Source organism: Neptunomonas japonica JAMM 1380, from assembly GCF_016592555.1.
GTDB classification, from domain to species: Bacteria; Pseudomonadota; Gammaproteobacteria; order Pseudomonadales; family Balneatricaceae; genus Neptunomonas; species Neptunomonas japonica_A.
In genome coordinates this window covers 3,282,168-3,299,767 of record NZ_AP014546.1, presented here as the reverse complement: position 1 = coordinate 3,299,767, position 17,600 = coordinate 3,282,168, and the positions used below count along the sequence as shown (strand labels likewise).

15 protein-coding genes are annotated in these 17,600 nt (G+C 43.0%); 3 read left to right on the top strand and 12 right to left on the bottom strand.

The features are described 5' to 3' along the window. Positions 1 to 30: 30 nt before the first annotated feature. From NEJAP_RS15505 to NEJAP_RS15495, 3 genes are all read right to left on the bottom strand, one after another. Entirely contained in the window at positions 31 to 1,218 is a 1,188-nt protein-coding gene (locus tag NEJAP_RS15505) for an acetate/propionate family kinase (RefSeq protein ID WP_201348085.1), read from the bottom strand. Between the two features lie 9 nt (positions 1,219 to 1,227). Further along, positions 1,228 to 2,163, bottom strand: a complete 936-nt coding sequence (locus NEJAP_RS15500; RefSeq protein WP_028470306.1) for a bifunctional enoyl-CoA hydratase/phosphate acetyltransferase — start codon at positions 2,161 to 2,163, stop codon at positions 1,228 to 1,230. 140 nt (positions 2,164 to 2,303) lie between these two features. Next, the gene (locus NEJAP_RS15495; RefSeq protein ID WP_201348084.1) at positions 2,304 to 3,224 is read right to left on the bottom strand and encodes a LysR family transcriptional regulator ArgP; all 921 of its coding nucleotides are present in this window, start codon (positions 3,222 to 3,224) and stop codon (positions 2,304 to 2,306) included. A gap of 91 nt (positions 3,225 to 3,315) precedes the next feature. Between NEJAP_RS15495 and NEJAP_RS15490 the strand changes: the two genes are divergently transcribed. Continuing rightward, on the top strand, positions 3,316 to 3,924 hold the full coding sequence (locus NEJAP_RS15490) for a LysE/ArgO family amino acid transporter (RefSeq protein ID WP_201348083.1): 609 nt from the start codon (positions 3,316 to 3,318) through the stop codon (positions 3,922 to 3,924). Between the two features lie 89 nt (positions 3,925 to 4,013). Here NEJAP_RS15490 and NEJAP_RS15485 read toward each other — a convergent pair whose 3' ends face one another. The 9 genes from NEJAP_RS15485 to NEJAP_RS15445 all read right to left on the bottom strand — a co-directional run bounded on the left by NEJAP_RS15485 (position 4,014) and on the right by NEJAP_RS15445 (position 14,822). Continuing rightward, entirely contained in the window at positions 4,014 to 5,096 is a 1,083-nt protein-coding gene (locus NEJAP_RS15485; RefSeq protein ID WP_201348082.1) for a peptidoglycan-binding domain-containing protein, read from the bottom strand. A gap of 114 nt (positions 5,097 to 5,210) precedes the next feature. Then, positions 5,211 to 5,576 (bottom strand): histidine triad nucleotide-binding protein, encoded by a 366-nt coding sequence (locus NEJAP_RS15480; RefSeq protein ID WP_201348081.1) that lies wholly within the window; start codon positions 5,574 to 5,576, stop codon positions 5,211 to 5,213. A gap of 94 nt (positions 5,577 to 5,670) precedes the next feature. Then, positions 5,671 to 7,185 carry a SpoVR family protein gene (locus NEJAP_RS15475; protein WP_201348080.1) on the bottom strand — a complete coding sequence of 505 codons (1,515 nt, stop codon included), beginning with the start codon at positions 7,183 to 7,185 and terminating at the stop codon, positions 5,671 to 5,673. After that, positions 7,182 to 8,468 carry a YeaH/YhbH family protein gene (locus NEJAP_RS15470; RefSeq protein WP_201348079.1) on the bottom strand — a complete coding sequence of 429 codons (1,287 nt, stop codon included), beginning with the start codon at positions 8,466 to 8,468 and terminating at the stop codon, positions 7,182 to 7,184. Before NEJAP_RS15470 ends, NEJAP_RS15475 begins: the two co-directional genes overlap by 4 nt. A 36-nt stretch (positions 8,469 to 8,504) precedes the next feature. Further along, on the bottom strand, positions 8,505 to 10,427 hold the full coding sequence (locus NEJAP_RS15465) for a PrkA family serine protein kinase (RefSeq protein ID WP_201348078.1): 1,923 nt from the start codon (positions 10,425 to 10,427) through the stop codon (positions 8,505 to 8,507). A gap of 148 nt (positions 10,428 to 10,575) precedes the next feature. Further along, positions 10,576 to 11,697 (bottom strand): dihydrolipoamide acetyltransferase family protein, encoded by a 1,122-nt coding sequence (locus NEJAP_RS15460; protein WP_201348077.1) that lies wholly within the window; start codon positions 11,695 to 11,697, stop codon positions 10,576 to 10,578. Position 11,698: 1 nt separating this feature from the next. Continuing rightward, positions 11,699 to 12,688: an alpha-ketoacid dehydrogenase subunit beta gene (locus NEJAP_RS15455; protein ID WP_201348076.1), complete on the bottom strand. Its 990-nt coding sequence runs from the start codon at positions 12,686 to 12,688 to the stop codon at positions 11,699 to 11,701. Further along, positions 12,685 to 13,767, bottom strand: a complete 1,083-nt coding sequence (pdhA, locus tag NEJAP_RS15450; RefSeq protein WP_201348075.1) for a pyruvate dehydrogenase (acetyl-transferring) E1 component subunit alpha — start codon at positions 13,765 to 13,767, stop codon at positions 12,685 to 12,687. Before pdhA ends, NEJAP_RS15455 begins: the two co-directional genes overlap by 4 nt. Beyond that, positions 13,764 to 14,822, bottom strand: coding sequence for a Leu/Phe/Val dehydrogenase (locus NEJAP_RS15445; protein ID WP_201348074.1), 1,059 nt, complete (start codon positions 14,820 to 14,822; stop codon positions 13,764 to 13,766). Before NEJAP_RS15445 ends, pdhA begins: the two co-directional genes overlap by 4 nt. Positions 14,823 to 15,231: 409 nt before the next feature. Here NEJAP_RS15445 and NEJAP_RS15440 point away from each other — a divergent pair, with 409 nt between their 5' ends. Next, positions 15,232 to 16,443, top strand: coding sequence for a L,D-transpeptidase family protein (locus NEJAP_RS15440; RefSeq protein ID WP_236590959.1), 1,212 nt, complete (start codon positions 15,232 to 15,234; stop codon positions 16,441 to 16,443). 46 nt (positions 16,444 to 16,489) lie between these two features. Next, a complete protein-coding gene (locus NEJAP_RS15435) occupies positions 16,490 to 17,599 on the top strand; it encodes a hypothetical protein (RefSeq protein WP_201348073.1) in 1,110 nt (369 codons plus the stop codon). Position 17,600 lies beyond the last annotated feature (1 nt).

Genomic DNA, 17,600 nt, shown 5'->3' with positions numbered 1-17,600 from the left:
GGCTGATTTTTAGTTACTGCGTTATTAGCTTTAGCTACCGATGACTTCAGTTGTGTGAATAGCAATCATAGCTTCTTCATTTGTCGGTATAACTCTAACGACAACGTTGCTGGACTCTTCGTTAATAGTAGATAGGTTGTTGATATTGGCTTTATCATTTAGCTGAACGCCTAACCATTGGCTGCGATCTAAAATCCGTTTACGCAAATCCGCATCGTTTTCGCCCACACCACCGGTAAAGACGATTTGATCTAGCCCTTCTAGAGCAGCTGAAAGACGGCCCAATTCTAGTGCGATACGATAAGCCAGCATATCAATCGCTTCTTCTGCTTCAGGTGTATGAGCATTATGTAGTGCTAGCATGTCTGAAGAGACGCCAGAGACGCCCAGCCAGCCGCTTTCTTGATAAATCATCTTTTCGAGTGCATCTGTGTCCATGTTATGATGGCGTTGCAGATATAGAAGAACACCTGGATCAAGGTTTCCGCACCGGCTACCCATAGGTAAACCATCAACAGCAGTAAAGCCCATAGTTGAGGCGATGCTTTTTCCCTGCTTGACTGCACACATACTGGCACCCGCGCCAAGGTGGCAAATAATAGTTTTGGCTATTCTTGCTTCTTCAGAAAGGTTGCCCAAACTCATCTGAATATACTCATAAGACAAACCATGAAAGCCGTATCGCTGTATGCCTTCCTGCGTGAATTTACGAGGAATCGCATATTGGCGCTCAACGGCAGGCTGGCCTACGTGAAACATGGTATCGAAACAAGCTACTTGTGGTAGTTCTGGAGCCAGTGTGTGGCACGCTTCAATGAGTAATAAGTTATAAGGTTGGTGTAGGGGAGCAAGTGGAATAAAAGCTTTTAACTGATTTACTTTATACTTATCAATTAAAATAGGGGTGCTATATTGCTCGCCACCGTGGACCACACGGTGCCCAAAAGCAGTGAGCTTTAAATGGGGTACCTGTTGCGTAAGCCAATCTAAGACGACGCTGAGTGATGCTTTATGTCGTTGGGTTTTCTCTATATCACTAAAATCAACTTTTGGAGGTGTGATTTTATTACCACCGCCATCTGTTAATGTAATTCGAGGCTCACCCATAATATTGCCCAGTTTAAACTGGTAAATAGGGGTGACCTGATGTTCTCCTGATTTGAAGAGAGAGCACTTGAGGCTAGAGGAGCCGCCGTTAATAGTCAGAATTGTTTGCATATTATATTCTTACGATACTGGATGATGAACCATGTGAGATGCCAATGCACAGGAAGCCATACGGCCTAAAGGAGTCTCTGCACGGCTAGTCAAAATAATGGGCACTTTGGCGCCCAAGGCAATACCTGCTGACTTTGCATCTGCCAGATAGATTAACTGTTTAGCAATCATATTGGCAGATTCTAGATCAGGAGCAAGGAGGATATCAGCATCACCTGAAACTGAAGATGTGATGTGCTTATCGATAGCTGCTTGTAAGGAAATTGCATTATCAAACGCCAATGGTCCATCTAATAGAGCGTTGGTTATTTGTCCTCGATCAGCCATTTTACAAAGGCATGCGGCATCGATAGTGCTTGGCATGTAGGCTTTAACTTTTTCTACCGCGGCCAACAGGGCTACTTTAGGTTCTGTTATTCCCAGAGCACGACAAAAATCGACAGAGTTTTGCACAATATCGCGTTTGGTCATTAAGTTCGGTACCACATTAATAGCCGCATCAGTAATGACTAAGGGCTTATGGTAGTTGGGGATATCAAAGACAAAAACATGACTAAGGCGGCGTTCAGTACGAATTCCCTTCGTTTTGTGAATAACGGCGCTGATAAGTTCTGAGCTCCCTAAGTCACCCTTCATAATCGCTTCGACGTTAGCTTGTCTTGCAAGCTCACAGGCTTTTTCTGCAGCGGCATGACTGTGCTCTACATCAATAATTTCATAATCTGCAATGTTTAAATTATCTTTTTCTGCGGCAGCTAAAATTTTACTTTTAGGACCAATTAAAACGGGGACAATTAAGTTGTGCTCGGCCGCTTCAATAGCTCCCATTAAGCCATTATGGTCCACCGGGTGAACAACAGCGGTGCGAATGGGGCGAGCTTTAACAGCCTCCTCAATAAAAAACTCAAGCTGGTTATGTACAGGAGGCTTTTCTTTAAGAATCATGATCAATTTACCTAAACTCAAGGATTATCTAGTGTTGTAACGTACTAGAATGTATTTGTAGTGTAGTTTAGTACAATGTCATGAATATGACGCGGTGCAACAAATGTTTTGGTGACTTATATCATAAAGTCTAATGATTATTATGGTGATGTTAGTATTGGGTGTTTTGAAAAAGCGTCTAAGTCTATTGTCCCTTGCTTTAATAGAGCGCTGGTTAGTTCGTTCTCTAAAGGCGTTTTAAGATTCCAGGTATGCCAATAAAGTGGCACAGATAAATAATATCCTGGATTAATATCAATAAGTTGGCCTGATTTTATATAAGGAGTAGCTTGTTGGTCAGGTATCATTCCTGCTGCAAACCCTCTAATTGTCATATCGACAAAAGCGCTATATGAAGGTACTCGATGCGTAGGGTAGTCACCAGATGATAGATCAAAAAAACGATTTAAATAACGATGTTGCAGTGCGTCTTTATGATTGTATTCTACAATAGGTGCATGCATTAAGCTGCTTCTATCACAGCCATTGGGTAAGTAGCGTTTGGTATATTCAGGTGAGGCGAGACAGCGGTACACCGCAATACCTAAAGGGATACAGTGACAACCTTGTAAGGGCGATGAGCTAGAGGTAATACATCCCATGACCTCTCCGCTACGCAACAATTGTTGAGTTTGGTCTTGGTCGTCAACTTTAAGGTCAAGTAGAACATTATGTTGTTTTAAAATAGGGTCAACAGCGGGCAAAAACCAAGTGGCTAGGCTATCAGCATTAACAGCAATGGCTAGTCGAATGTGCCCTGACTGTAATACTGGATTAAGCTCTGACATCACTTCATTTTGCAATATTTCTATTTGACGATAATGCTTTAGTAATGCTTGCCCTGCTTGTGTAGGGGTGATGGGATGCGAACGAACGAGTAATGTTTGCCCAACCATTTCTTCTAACTGTTTAATACGTTGGGAAACAGCTGACTGTGTAATATGAAGGCGTAATGCTGCTCTATCGAAGTTTTGCTCTTCAATAACAGTAGAAAGCGCTTTAAGCTGTTTATAATCAATCATAAGAATTTCTAATCAAATATTAAAATCATTAGTTTTTATTGATTCTATTCCTCACGCATCATATCTACCAGTCTTAGTTCAGGGTGAAAACATGATTTTTTTCATAGCTAAAGGTTATATGGCAGCAGCTGCATTAATCATCGCGTTAGGAGCACAGAATGCTTTTGTGCTAGCTCAAGGCGTAAAGCGCCAGCACCATTGGCCTGTGGCAGCTACATGCTTTCTTGTTGATGCGATCTTAATTAGCCTAGGAATGGTGGGTGCTGGTGTTGTCATTCAACATTGGCCCAATGCTCTTACCGTAATCCAGATAGGAGGTTTTATTTTCTTGTTTGGTTATGGATTTTGCGCTTTTAAAGCATTTTTGATGCCAGCAGCGTTAACCGCAAGCCAAGCAAAAGGTAGCTTGAAATCGGCCTTGATAACAACACTGGCCGTTAGTTGCTTAAATCCACATGTGTATTTGGATACTGTGGTTCTGCTCGGTAGCTTAGGTAATCAATTTACCGGAAGCGAAAAGTATAGCTTTTGGATAGGAGCGATATTAGCTTCGTTTTCGTGGTTTGTTTTGTTAACACTGTTAGCAAAAGCGTTGTCTCCTTGGCTCGCAAAGCCCGCGGTATGGCGTTGGGTGGAGGCGTTGGTGGGCGTTATGATGTGGACGATTGCTGCTTGGCTACTTAGTGAATTATTGGAGTGATATTAGCTATGACATATGATGGGTTTTATAAGCGGTGTATAAAAAAAGCCCACTAATGTGGGCTTTAAAAAGGGGAGTCTTAAGCGTGCTTAGATAGCAACGCCTAATGATTTCAATGTGTTGATTGTTAGCTGACCAGAAGCCATGCCTTTAGCTTTTTGGTAAGAGTTAACAGCAGCCATGGTATCGCGGCCTAATACACCATCGATCTTACCTGGGTTATAACCTTTAGTTTTTAGAGCACGCTGAAGGTCACGGATTAGGCTAGGCTGAGTGTTTGTTTCGCAAAGAATAGAACGCCATTCTAGATATGCATCGCTAACTTTTGCGCGTTTCTCAACTGTTTTGTACTCAGCAGGAATAGCAATAGCTGTTTGCTGTGCTGCTTTAGCTAGTTTACGAACCTTAATAGTCTTGTATACCGCTGGAACAACGATTTTACGAGTCGCTGCAGGCTGGTCAACTACACGACGGCTAATTGTCTGGCTTTTACCAGGTACCGCAACTGTTTTAACAGATTCAGGTGCAATCATGACTGTTTTTGTAACTGTTTTGTATACGGCTGGTACTTCAACTAAACACATAATTTCGCCGGTTCCAGCATCAACTTTCTGGATAGGACCTGTGCCTTTTTTCCATTCAGTGTGCGCAGGACGCACAAGAATTTTTTCTGTTACTGTTTTGTATTTTGCAGGGACACGAACTAACTGTTCTGATGCTTCAGCAACTTCAATTGTCTCTGTTACATTTTTGTAAGTCGCTGGAATAACTTCAAGGCGTTCGTAAGCATCTTTTACTAAGACGCGCTGCTCAACATAACCGTATTGAGGAGCTGTTGTTTCAATACGCTGGCCTGCTGCACGAACTTGAACAGTTTCTGATGCCATAGTGTATTTAGCAGGGATAACAACACGAGCATAACACTCACCCGCTTTAGGATTTGGTGGTAGCAAACTAGTTGTCTGGCTTTCACGAGTAAGGCGTGCAATTTCAGATTCTAGCTGAGAAGTATCGCCCTGTGCGTTTCTTACTGAAGCTAGTTCTTGTTGAAGAGATTTGTACTCAGAAGAATCTTTAATATCCACCTGAGTAGAGTTGTTAGTAGCCGAGCAGCCTGATAGTACTGCAAGAGCTAGAGCTGAAACGGTGAAAGTAAAAATTTGCTTTTTCATGACAGACTTCCCTGCGCATTAATTTTTTGGGGTAGGAGAAGTCTATACATATTTTAATGAAGGAAATATGAATGAAATTGTTCATATTTTGTTCACTTTTTTCTTTGAAAACATTTAAATAGGTTGTTTTAGGGCTGCTTGATAAGGAGGCCAGCCTAGAGCTTTTCCCGCGAGAACATGTAGATGAATATGATAAACAGTTTGTCCGCCATGACTATTACAGTTAAACACAGTTCGATAGCCGTCCTCTGCAACACCTTGATCTTTAGCAATTTTACTGGCGCTCATTAACATGTGTCCGACCAGCTCGCGATCAGCTTCTTCGATGTCATTTAGGGTGCTGATATGTTTTTTAGGAATGACTAAAAAATGCAGTGGAGCTTGTGGGTTAATATCATTAAAAGCAATAACGTGCTCATCTTCATAAATGATTTTTGCAGGAATTTCTTTATTAGTTATTTTACAAAAAAGGCAATCCATTATCTATTCTCTGTTTTTACGTTAATGTAAGCGGTAGCAGGAGTACTGCTACCGTATTTGGACGTGCTTTATAAATTGAGTATAGCGAGGTGGGTTAGTAGAGCTCAAGCTTCTCTTTGGGTGGACAATGAAAACTGGCTGCCGTTCCTTTTTCGGGCGTTACTGATTCAAGGTGGACATCAAACCCCCATAGCGTATGGATATGCTTTAGTACCTCCTCAGTGTCTTCTCCGAGTGGTTGTTTATTATGTATGAAATGTCGCAATGTGAGTGAGCGGTTACCACGCACATCAACGTCATATATTTGAATGTTAGGCTCTCTATTTCCTAAGTTGTATTGCGCTGCAAGTTCTTCACGGATTTTTCGATAGCCCGTTTCATTATGAATAGCAGAGACTTTTAGTACGGGTTGCTCTGAATCATCAACGATGGAAAAAAGCTTTAGTTCCCTGATAAGGTGAGGCGATAAAAATTGTTGTATGAAACTTTCATCTTTGAAGTTACGCATGGCATGGTCGAGAGTTACTTTCCAGTCACTACCGGCAATATCTGGAAACCATTCATAGTCTTCAGGTGTTGGTGTTTCGCAGATCCTCCTTATATCCTGCATCATATTATAGCCAAGTGTATAAGGGTTTATTCCCGAGAAGTGCGGGCTATCGAAGGAAGGTTGGTAGACCACACTGCTATGAGAGTGGAGGAACTCCATCATAAAGCCATCATTTACCAAGCCTTCATCATATAGCTGGTGTAGCAGTGTGTGATGCCAAAAGCAGGCCCAACCCTCATTCATTACTTGGGTTTGTTTTTGTGGGTAAAAATATTGTGCGATCTTGCGTACAATACGCACAATCTCCCGTTGCCAGGGTTCGAGTAATGGAGCATTTTTTTCAATGAAGTAGAGAATGTTTTCTTCTGGCTCTGATGGGTAACGTGTTTGTTGAGTGGCAGTATCGTCTTCATCTTTTTTAGGGATGGTATTCCACAACTGGTTTATATGGCGTTGGTTATATTCTTCGCGAGCGTTGACGCGTTCTTTTTCTTCTTCAGCTGTTAATGGTTTTGGGCGCAGGTAACGATTAACGCCGTAATTCATTAAGGCATGGCTGGCATCAAGAAGTGATTCTACTTCATCAATGCCATGGCGTTCCTCGCATTGTGCGATGTAACGCTTGGCAAATACCAAATAGTCTACAATGGCTGAAGCGTCAGTCCATGTTTGAAATAAATAGTTACCTTTAAAGAAAGAGTTATGCCCGTAACAGGCGTGTGCAATAACGAGCGCCTGCATAGTCATGGTGTTCTCTTCCATCAAATAAGCGATGCAGGGGTTGGAGTTGATGACAATTTCGTATGCTAATCCCATCTGGCCACGTTTATAGCGTTGTTCGGTTTCAACAAACTGCTTTCCATATGACCAGTGGTGGTAATTAAGAGGCATCCCAACAGAGGCATAGGCGTCCATCATCTGCTCAGATGTAATCACTTCAATTTGGTTTGGGTAGGTATCTAAGCCGAAGTCCGCTGCAATACGGCTAATCTCTCGATCGTATGCTTCAATAAGTTCGAAGGTCCATTCTGCACCCGTTGAAATAGGCTGTTTTTTCATGCGGCCCCCTTCGTTTTACGCTCAAATAGTCGACGGAAAACGGGAAAGATATCAGCTACATCTTCAATATGTTGCATGGCAAATTGTTCAGGATGCTGCTGGTGGATTTCTTGGTACTCATTCCACAGGTTCTGGTGTGGCCCATTGGTTATTTCTACATAGGCGTAATATTGAACCAGTGGTAATATTTTTTCGCTAAGAAGCTTGCTACATCGTTGTGAGTCGCCATCCCAGTTATCACCATCAGAGGCTTGAGCCACGTAAATATTCCAATCACTACGAGGGTAGCGTTCTTGAAGAATATCAGCGGTGAGTTCCAGAGCGCTAGAAACAATCGTACCGCCGGTTTCACGTGAGTAGAAAAACTCTTCTTCATCGACTTCTTTCGCGTGCGTGTGATGTCGTACAAAAACTACTTCGATCTGCTTGTAATTTCGTGTTAAAAATAGATACAAAAGAATAAAGAAACGTTTAGCAATCTCTTTGATAGATTGTGTCATTGAACCTGAAACATCCATGATACAAAACATCACGGCTTTGCTCGAAGGAACAGGTGTTTTTACAATATTGTTGTAGCGCAGATCAAAATCATCGATAAACGGGATACGCTTTTTATTGATGTCCAGGGCTTTAATCTGTTCTTGCAAAGCATGTATTTTTTGACTGTTGTCATCACTGATAGATTCTTTTTCCAGTGCCCATAATTGCTTTTTTAATTCTCTTATTTCATCTCTGTCTGAGCCCGAAAGGGCAATGCGTCGTGCATGTGCTGCTCTGAGAGAGCGGACAATGTTGAGCTTATCGGGTGAACCTGCTTGTGTGAAGCCTGCTCGGTGGGTTTCAAACTGAGTGGTATCCATCAGTTGTTTTTTTACCAAGTAGGGGAGTTCTAACCCGTCGAACATAAAGTCGAGAAACTCTTCTTGGTTGATAGAGAAAGAAAAGTCATCTTCCCCTTCACCTTGATTACTGGCTTGCCCTTGGCCAGCGCCACCCCCGCCGCCTCCTTGAGGGCGTTGAAACTCATCACCGGTGTCGAATTCTTTATTACCGGGATAGACGCGTGTTTGTTTGCCTCCTTGTCCATGATGAAGCATGGGTTCAGAGGTGCCTTTGCGGGGGATAGTAATTTCTCCCCCACGATCCATGTCTTGAATAGAACGTTTTTTGATCGATTCTTCAACAGCGTGCTTGATCTGTTTTTTATATCGGCGAAGAAAGCGCTGTCGATTGACAGCACTTTTCTTCTTACTATTGAGACGGCGATCAATGATGTAACTCATGTTCCGTACTCCTTCTCGGCGAGAAACCGAATTCTGTTACTGGGATTTTCTAACGCGGATATACCATTCAGATAACAAGCGTACTTGTTTCTCTGTATAGCCTCGTTCAGTCATCCGTTGCACAAATTCGCCATGCTTGTTCTGCTCATCACTTGAGCCTTTCGCATTGAAAGAGATGACGGGTAGTAAGTCCTCAGTATTGGAGAACATTTTCTTCTCAATAACGGAGCGCATTTTTTCATAGCTTGACCACGATGGGTTGTTACCATCGTTGCTGGCACGAGCACGTAATACGAAGTTAACAATCTCATGACGGAAATCTTTCGGGTTACTAATGCCCGCAGGTTTCTCTATCTTCTCTAGTTCTTCGCTGATGGCCTGACGGTTAAGAATATCGCCTGTTTCAGGGTCGCGGTATTCCTGGTCCTGAATCCAGAAATCTGCATAGGTGACGTATCGATCAAAAATATTTTGGCCGTACTCAGAGTATGACTCTAGGTAGGCCGTTTGAATCTCTTTACCCAAAAGCTCGATATATTTGGGTGCAATGTATTCTTTAATGAAACCAATATATTTTTCTTGAACTTCAGGAGCAAACTGCTGTTGCTCTATCTCACGCTCTAATACATACATTAGATGAACCGGGTTAGCGGCCACTTCTGAAGGGTCAAAGTTGAAGACTTTTGAAAGAATTTTGAAGGCAAAACGGGTAGACAAGCCTTTCATTCCTTCATCGACACCCGCAAGGTCTTTATATTCCTGCATTGATTTTGCTTTGGGGTCAGTGTCTTTCAGGTTTTCACCGTTATAAACACGCATTTTAGAATAAAGGTTAGAGTTCTCTGGTTCTTTCATGCGTGACAGTACAGAAAACTGCGCTAGCATATTTAACGTGTCTGGAGCGCAAGGCGCTGCATGTAGAGAACTGTTTTCTAAGAGCTTTTCGTATATTTTTATCTCTTCAGAAATACGAGTGCAATAAGGTACTTTGACAATATAAACACGGTCAATAAAGGCCTCATTGGTTTTATTATTTTTAAATGTTTGCCACTCGGATTCGTTGGAGTGGGCTAGGATAATACCGTCATAAGGGATGGCTCCCATTCCTTCAGTACTGTTGTAGTTACCTTCTTGAGTCGCTGTTAAGAGTGGGTGAAGCACTTTTATGGGTGCTTTAAACATCTCAACAAACTCCATGACCCCTTGGTTTGCATGGCAAAGTGCACCCGAGAAGCTATAGGCATCTGGATCATGTTGTGGAAACTCTTCTAGCTTACGAATATCAACTTTACCCACAAGGCAGGAAATATCTTGATTGTTTTCATCACCGGGCTCTGTTTTCGCAATAGCAATCTGGTTCAAAATAGATGGATATAGTTTTACTACTTTGAACTTTGATATATCCCCACCATACTCATGTAATCGTTTTACCGCCCAAGGCGACATGATGCCTTTTAAGTAGCGGTGTGGGATATTAAATTCTTCTTCAAGAATCCCAGCATCTTCTTCAGGGTTGAATAACCCTAGCGGTGACTCAAATACCGGTGATCCTTTGATAGCATAGAAAGGAATCTTTTCCATTAGGTGTTTCAGGCGTTCGGCAAGTGAAGATTTACCGCCACCAACAGGGCCTAATAGATAAAGAATCTGTTTGCGCTCTTCAAGTCCTTGAGCGGCATGACGGAAGTAAGACACAATATTTTCTATGGCGTCTTCTGTACCATAAAACTCATGAAATGCTGGATAGAGTTTCATTACCTTATTGGAAAAAATACGGCTTAGACGAGGGTCTTTCGCGGTATCAATTAGCTCAGGTTCCCCTATCGCTTTTAGCATCCTTTCTGCGGCACTGGCGTATGTCATAGGGTCAGTTTTGCAGAGCTCAAGATACTCCGTGAGAGACATTTCTTCCTGTATTGTAGCGGTATAGCGCGATTTATAATTCTCAAAGATACCCATTACATTCACCCTTATGTTTGCTGGCGAGCTGGTCAAGGCGCTGAATAGAAAAGCTTTATTTTGAAGCACCTATATTTTCAGTGTAGCTCACACTTTACATTTATATTCGCTAATTTTTAGACCTTTTGTCTAAGCTCTTGGTTTCATTTTACTTTAAGTTATCTTCTAACGAACGTATGAAAACACTTAAAAAACGAGCTGCTTCGCCCCCTGTAGCAACTCGATGATCAAAAGTTAGAGAGATTGGTAATACTTTTCCAATGTCTATTTTTCCGTTACGTACAACGGCCTCATTTCGGATTACACCTGCACCAATAATAGCTACCTGTGGCGGTACAATAATGGGAGTAGCGTACCGACCTGCCATGGTGCCAAAGTTGGTTAATGTGATTGTTGCCCCCTGTAGTTCTGCAGCAGGAATAGTCCTGGCGACTACATCACTACGTAATTGATCAAGGCCTTCGCGTAGTGCTGTTTCTGAGCGTCCTGCAATATTCCTTAATACAGGTACAAATAGGCCTTTATCAGTATCAACAGCCACGCCGAGGTCAATATGCTGGTGCTGACGTAGTGTCAGTTGCTGACCATCAAACCAGCTATTAAGAATAGGTTCTTGCTGGCACGCAGCTGCAATCGCTTGGATAAGGCGCATGGTAATATCGGATTCAGCTGACCAGTGACTAATGTGTGCATCTTCAAAAAGAGAAACGGGTACTATTTGAGCGTGCGCTTGGCTCATATTGATGGCCATATGTTTACGAACACCCTTTAAGCGTTCTGGCGCCCCAAAAGCTTTGTTAAAGCGAGCAGCGTGCTCAACATCGTGGGTACTTATCGTGCCTTGCTGGCCTGAGCCTTTAATGGTTTCAAGATCAATATCTAAGCGGTTAGCTAATGCTCGTATTACAGGGGTCGCTCGTTGTTGTCTATGAGCAAGAGAGCTGGGCGATGCTCCAATAATAAAGCTGTCTTCCTGACTGGCGGTCTCTGCGGTCACGAGAGAGCCAACAACGGTGCCTGTATCTTCTTCCTTGTCATCGCTAATAAACTCGACCAAAGGCTCTCCTGTATGGACTGTGTCGCCTTCAGCACCAAAAAGGTGAGCAATAACTCCTGTTTGAGGAGAGGGAACATCAATGACTGCCTTTGCTGTTTCAACAGAAACCAATAGCTGATCTTCATTAACATGCTCACCCTCGCTTACATGCCATTCGAGAATATCAGCTTCTGGTAGCCCTTCGCCTAGGTCCGGTAATTTAAAGTATTTCATATTATGCGAACTCCATCGTGCGTTTTGCAGCGTCGATAATCTGTGTTGTTTGGGGCATGTATTGATCTTCTAGTCGAAAATAAGGCATGACAGTGTCGTAACCTCCGACACGGGTGACAGGTGCGCGTAAATCCATCAGCGCCTTGCTTGCTAATATACTGGCAATTTCCGAACCCACAGAGCAGCTTAAAGGAGCCTCCTGAATAATAACGCACCGGCCAGTTTTACCGACAGAGGCTAAAATGGTTTCTCGATCAAGCGGGTTCATAGAAGCCACATCGATGACTTCGCATTGGATGCCTTCATCAGCTAATTGGTCTGCCGCTTCGAGTGTTTCTTTGACCATCGATCCCCAGCTGATTAAGCTAATATCACTGCCTTCGCGTAAGGTGAAGCAGGTATCTAAAGGCAAGGCTTGGCCGTTATCTTCGACGATCTGATTCTGACTTCTGTAGATACGTTTGGGTTCGAGGAATATGACAGGATCAGGGTTTTGTATGGCTGATAACAGCAAGCCATAGGCACGCTGTGGTGAAGAGGGAATGACAACTCTTAGGCCTGGTATTTGAGCAAAGATGGCTTCGGTGCTTTCGGAGTGGTGTTCAGGTGCATGAATGCCGCCGCCATAAGGTGCACGAATAACAAGAGGGCAGCTGAGGCGGCCACGAGTTCTGTTGCGTAATCGGGCTGCATGACAAATGATGTGTTCCATTGCGGGAAAAATAAAACCCAGAAACTGAATTTCTGCTATTGGTTTTAAGCCTTGGGCAGCCATACCAATGGATAATCCAGCAATCATATTCTCGGCGAGAGGTGTGTCCATCACGCGCTTTATACCAAAGCTTTCTTTTAGACCAATAGTGGCACGAAAAACACCACCATTTGTACCGACATCTTCGCCCAAAAGTACCACGGTATCATCATTTCTCATGGCATGATGCAACGCTAAATTGATGGCTTCTACCATGCAAATGGCTTGTTGAGTACTCATGATGACACCCCCTTATCGCTCCTAGCAATGGCGATTTTTCTTTGTTTCTTGAGCTGCAATGGTAGTTCAGCATACAGATAGTCAAACATGGCGCTTGCAGGTTGAGGAGGCGTTTCTAAGTACTGATCCACAGCTTCTTGTATGAGTGTTGCGGTGTGTTGTAACCACTGTGTTTCATTGCTTTCATTCCACCATCCTTGTGCATGTAAGTAATCACGTAAACGTTTGATAGGTTCTTTGTCCCAGCCTGTTTTTAACGCGTCCGGGTGACGATAACGGGTCGCGTCGTCAGCGGTGGTATGATCAGATAAACGATAACTAACCGCTTCGATGAGTGTTGGGCCTTTTCCTTCTCGTGCTCGTATCAGTGCTTGTTCTACACTTTGGTGAAGAGCGATAACATCATTGCCATCTACCTGCTCGCCTCGAATGCCCGCCCCGAGCGCTTTTTGGGCAAGCGTTGGGGCAATAGACTGTAATGCGCGGGGTACTGAAATAGCCCATTGATTGTTATTAATGATAAATACAACGGGCAGCTGCCAGACGCCAGCAACGTTTAATGCTTCCATGAAGTCACCCTTGGAAGTGGCTCCATCACCTAGCATTGAAACAGTTGCGCGTTGTTGGTCACGGATTTTTATAGCACTAGCGACACCGCAAGCGTGCAGGCATTGGGTGGCTATGGGCACACAATTTGGAAAGTCTTCTCCCTGTGCGGATGAGCTATTGCCTCTTTCATCGCCGCCCCAGTAGAGTAAAACCTCAGATAGTTTCATACCGCGGACCATCTGCATGGCGTGGTTGCGATAGTAAGGCACTAATACATCTTCTTTATTCATTAAAGATGCAGTGACCACGTCGATAGCTTCACAGCCGGCAGATGAGGCATAGGTGCCGAGCTGTCCGGTTCGTTGTAAAGCGATGGCTTTATTATCGAACTGTCGAGCAATGACCATTTGTTGGTAATAACGTACCAGTGTTTCATCATCGAGGGCCCACTCAGGAAGCGTATTAACAACCTCGCTCTGTTCGTTAATATACTGATAAAAAGGAACCTGTCCTTCAAAGGAAATACTCATAAGTTAGCCCTCTTATCTGTTTTTTTCGCAGCGCTTGCATGGTTTAAAATAGCTTCCGCTTTTTGGTTGGCTAGGGCGAAAGGTGGAATTGAACTAGAGTGAGACATTAACAAAAGGTCAGTCAGAGTGGAGCCGATCGTTGTTACTTGGTGATGGATTGTTTGCGTGTTTTCACCGGCATGAGTGAGAGCAACAAAGATCAGGCCTCCACTATTAACGATATAGTCTGGTAGGTAGAGAATGTTTTGCTGATGAAGTGAATAACCATCTTTAGAACTGTTTAGCTGGTTGTTGGCGGAGCCCACAATAATTTGTGCTTTGATTGTGCCGATGGTTTGTTCATTGAGTATTGCTCCTAAACCACAAGGGCAGAAAATATCGACATCAGCGGTATATATATCATCTGGGGCTACCGCCGTTGCATGGAACTCTTGTACAGCGGCTTTTATCAAATCATTATTAATATCGGTAACAGTTAGATGCGCTCCTTCAAGTGACAAATGAGAAGCGACAGCCATACCGACATGCCCTAACCCTTGAATAGAAACGCGAGTGCCTTCTAGATCATCCTTACCAAACAGATATTTAACGGCAGCTTTCATGCTTTGGATTACACCCAAGGCTGTGTAGGGCGAAGGGTCACCTGAATTGTTTGTGCAGGTGACCCAGTGAGTGCTTTGTGCAATCGCGTCCATATCTGAGGTTAAGGTGCCGCTATCCATAGCAGTGATATAGCGGCCTTGTAGTTGTTCTATGCATTGGCCAAATGAGCGCATTAATGCCTGACGATCAAACGCTTTATTGGGGAGCATAATGACTGACTTTCCACCGCCATGCGGCAAACCCGCTAATGCCGCTTTGTAGCTCATGCCTTTGGCTAGGGTGAGGGCATCTTTTATCGCATCATCACTACTGGAATATGGAATGAAGCGACATCCACCAATAGCAGGGCCAAGAGTGGTTGAATGAATGGCAATGATCGCTTGTAAGCTAGTTGCCGCATCGTGATATAAGTGCAGATCCGAAGTGCCTACGTATTCCATCTGGGCAAACATAACGGGATCCTCCGTTGTTGTTAACTGTGGAAATTAGGTTGTTTAATACGTCCGCTTTTTATAATGCTTACTATCTGGATAGCACAATTTGCAGGAAAGTTCCGCCAGTATTTAATTATTATGTTTCTAAATTGATGTTTATTTTGCGTCGCAAAAATATACAAATGAGCGGCTTAGATAAGCTAGCTCACAGTGGTAAGAGATATTTAGCTAAAATATTGTGCGTTGAAGCAAATTTAAATAAATATTAGAAAATTAAAAGAAACTAGTGACTTCGAATGTTTGAGTATGGTGGTTGATAAAGTACAATTGTTAGTAATAAAAAAGTAAAGATGATCGGTTGTACTAGAATATAAATGGTACATTACGGGTTATTAATTATTTTAGATCAACGTTATTCGGGTTATTCATGCGCAAGCTTAAAACAATGGTACTTAACTCTCTTCTCTGTAGCTCTTTTTTATTGAGCTCTTTGCCGTTGCATGCTGCATCGGATTACGGCATCTCTGAAGGAAATGAAGAGCTATTGTTAAAAGGCTTGGAGTCCTTGGCTTCTCAGCAGTTTGATACAGCGCTATCGCAGTTTAAAGAGTTAACGGTCAAGCGTCCTGACTTTCGTTTGGCGCAGTTGGTTTATGCAGATTTAATGGCGTCCCAAGCTAATCCTCTAGGGCAAATTGGCAGTGAAAGACTTCAACAAAAGAAAGAGATAAACGGCCTTATAGATGAAGCACGTGCTCGGTTGTTGATTAATAAAGATAAACCAAGAGCTGGATTGATTCCTAGTAGCTTGATAAAAATGAGTGACGATCAAAAATACCTACTTGGCATTGATACAAAATTCTCTCGGTTATTTGTGTTTGAAAATCGCCGGGGTGTACCAACACTGATAAAAGATTATTACGCATCTTATGGGCGTGGTGGTACGGAAAAAACCAAAAGGGGCGATTTAAAAACACCACTGGGTGTTTATTTTGTAACGGATCGATTTTTTGATTCTCGCCTTCCAGAACGGTATGGCTCTGGAGCATTACCTATCAACTATCCAAATGTATGGGATTCACGTAAGGGGCGTACGGGTAGTGGAATATGGGTGCATGGATCTCCTGTGGATACGTATAGCCGCCCACCAAAAGCGAGTGAAGGTTGTATTTCGCTGACAAACCCAGACTTTATTGATCTTGATAAACGGATTGATATAAAAAACACGCCTGTTTTGATTGGTAGCGATTTTAAATGGATTGACCAAAAAAACTGGATCGCTCAGCAAAATGAGATTCAGCAGTATATAGAACAGTGGCGTGTTGATTGGGAAAGCCAAGAGCATAGCCGCTACATTACTCATTACTCTAAAAAATACAGCGATGGTGTTCGTAACTACCAAGCGTATTCTGACTACAAGAAACGTATTAACGCTAGCAAAGAGTTTATTAAAGTAGGCTTGAAGGACGTGAGTCTTTTCCGTTACCCAAATGACCCTAACCTGATGGTGGTCACCTTCAATCAGAACTATGAATCCAATAATTATGCGGGCGAGTCTGTAAAGCGCCAGTATTGGGTTAAAGAAGAGGGGCAGTGGAAAATCGCTTACGAAGGTAAGCCTTCCAAAGGTAAGCCATAAGACGTACTGCGTTTTGTTTCAATTATCATTGTGCTTAGAGAGATGAATGACACGTGGTCTAGTTTTTAATTCCAGCCCTTTATGTTCACAGGATTCATCAACTAAAGAAGCCTTAAAAGCTCATTGGTTGATGCAGGCATTGCCTGATTTTGGCATCGTTCAGTTAACAGGTAGCAGGGCGGATAATATACAGGCAGAATTTGAGCGTGCGCTTGGAGATTCAGTCCTTTATTGGCATTCTTCGGAGCTGTTTTCCTGTTTTGCCGAGTTGTTAGCCGATACATTAAGTATATCAACTACTGATCATGCCTATCTCCAGCATTGCCTGCGAAAGTGGGCAGAAAACGATGGTGTGCTGTGGTTGGTTGTTGATGGAGAAGCTCTTTCACATGAGCTTTTAATGCAAATAAAAGAGTATGCTCCCTTATCAAAGAAAGGGCAGTTTGCGATTCGTATATTGCTTAGAATATCTGATCAAAAGCTCCATTCTAGAGCATTTAAACCACTCTTAAGTGTTATTCACGAACGTGTGGCTTGGCCTGAGTTGTCTCACCTTCATACCTCCCTGAGCTCGTCTGGGCAACTACATCAGCCTTCAGTACTTTCACGCTATAGAGCTACAGCATTGTGGTTTTGTGGCGTGACGGTTATTGCGGTAGGAATCCTCTTTGCAACGCAAAATAAACCTGTGTCTGTACAGAGAATAGCTACTGAAATGGTTCTAGACGCAGGGAGTGTTGAGCTTTTGGAAGAGCAGAAGCCTATGGCTATTTTGGAGCCCATTTCAAAAAATGAAGTCCTTAAGGTATCTGAATTTATTAAGCAATGGTCAAGTGCATGGCAGGCGCAGAGTATTGATAAGTACTTCTCTATGTACGCACAAGGCTACTCTGCATACAGTTATATGTTGCCAGACGAGTGGAGATTGTGGCGTCAAGAAAGGTTGAAGAAACCCACTTGGATTAGTATTGAGATTGGGCCTATCGACCTTGTGCGCGTAAGCAAGGCTGAGTATCGTGCCTCATTCTGGCAGTTGTATCGCTCAGATAGCTATCAAGATGACACGTTAAAGGTATTGTCGCTAAGAGAAGAGGGAGGTGCTTTGAAAATAATAGACGAAACTAATCAAGAGGTTCGCCTATTATCAAAAGAGTGAG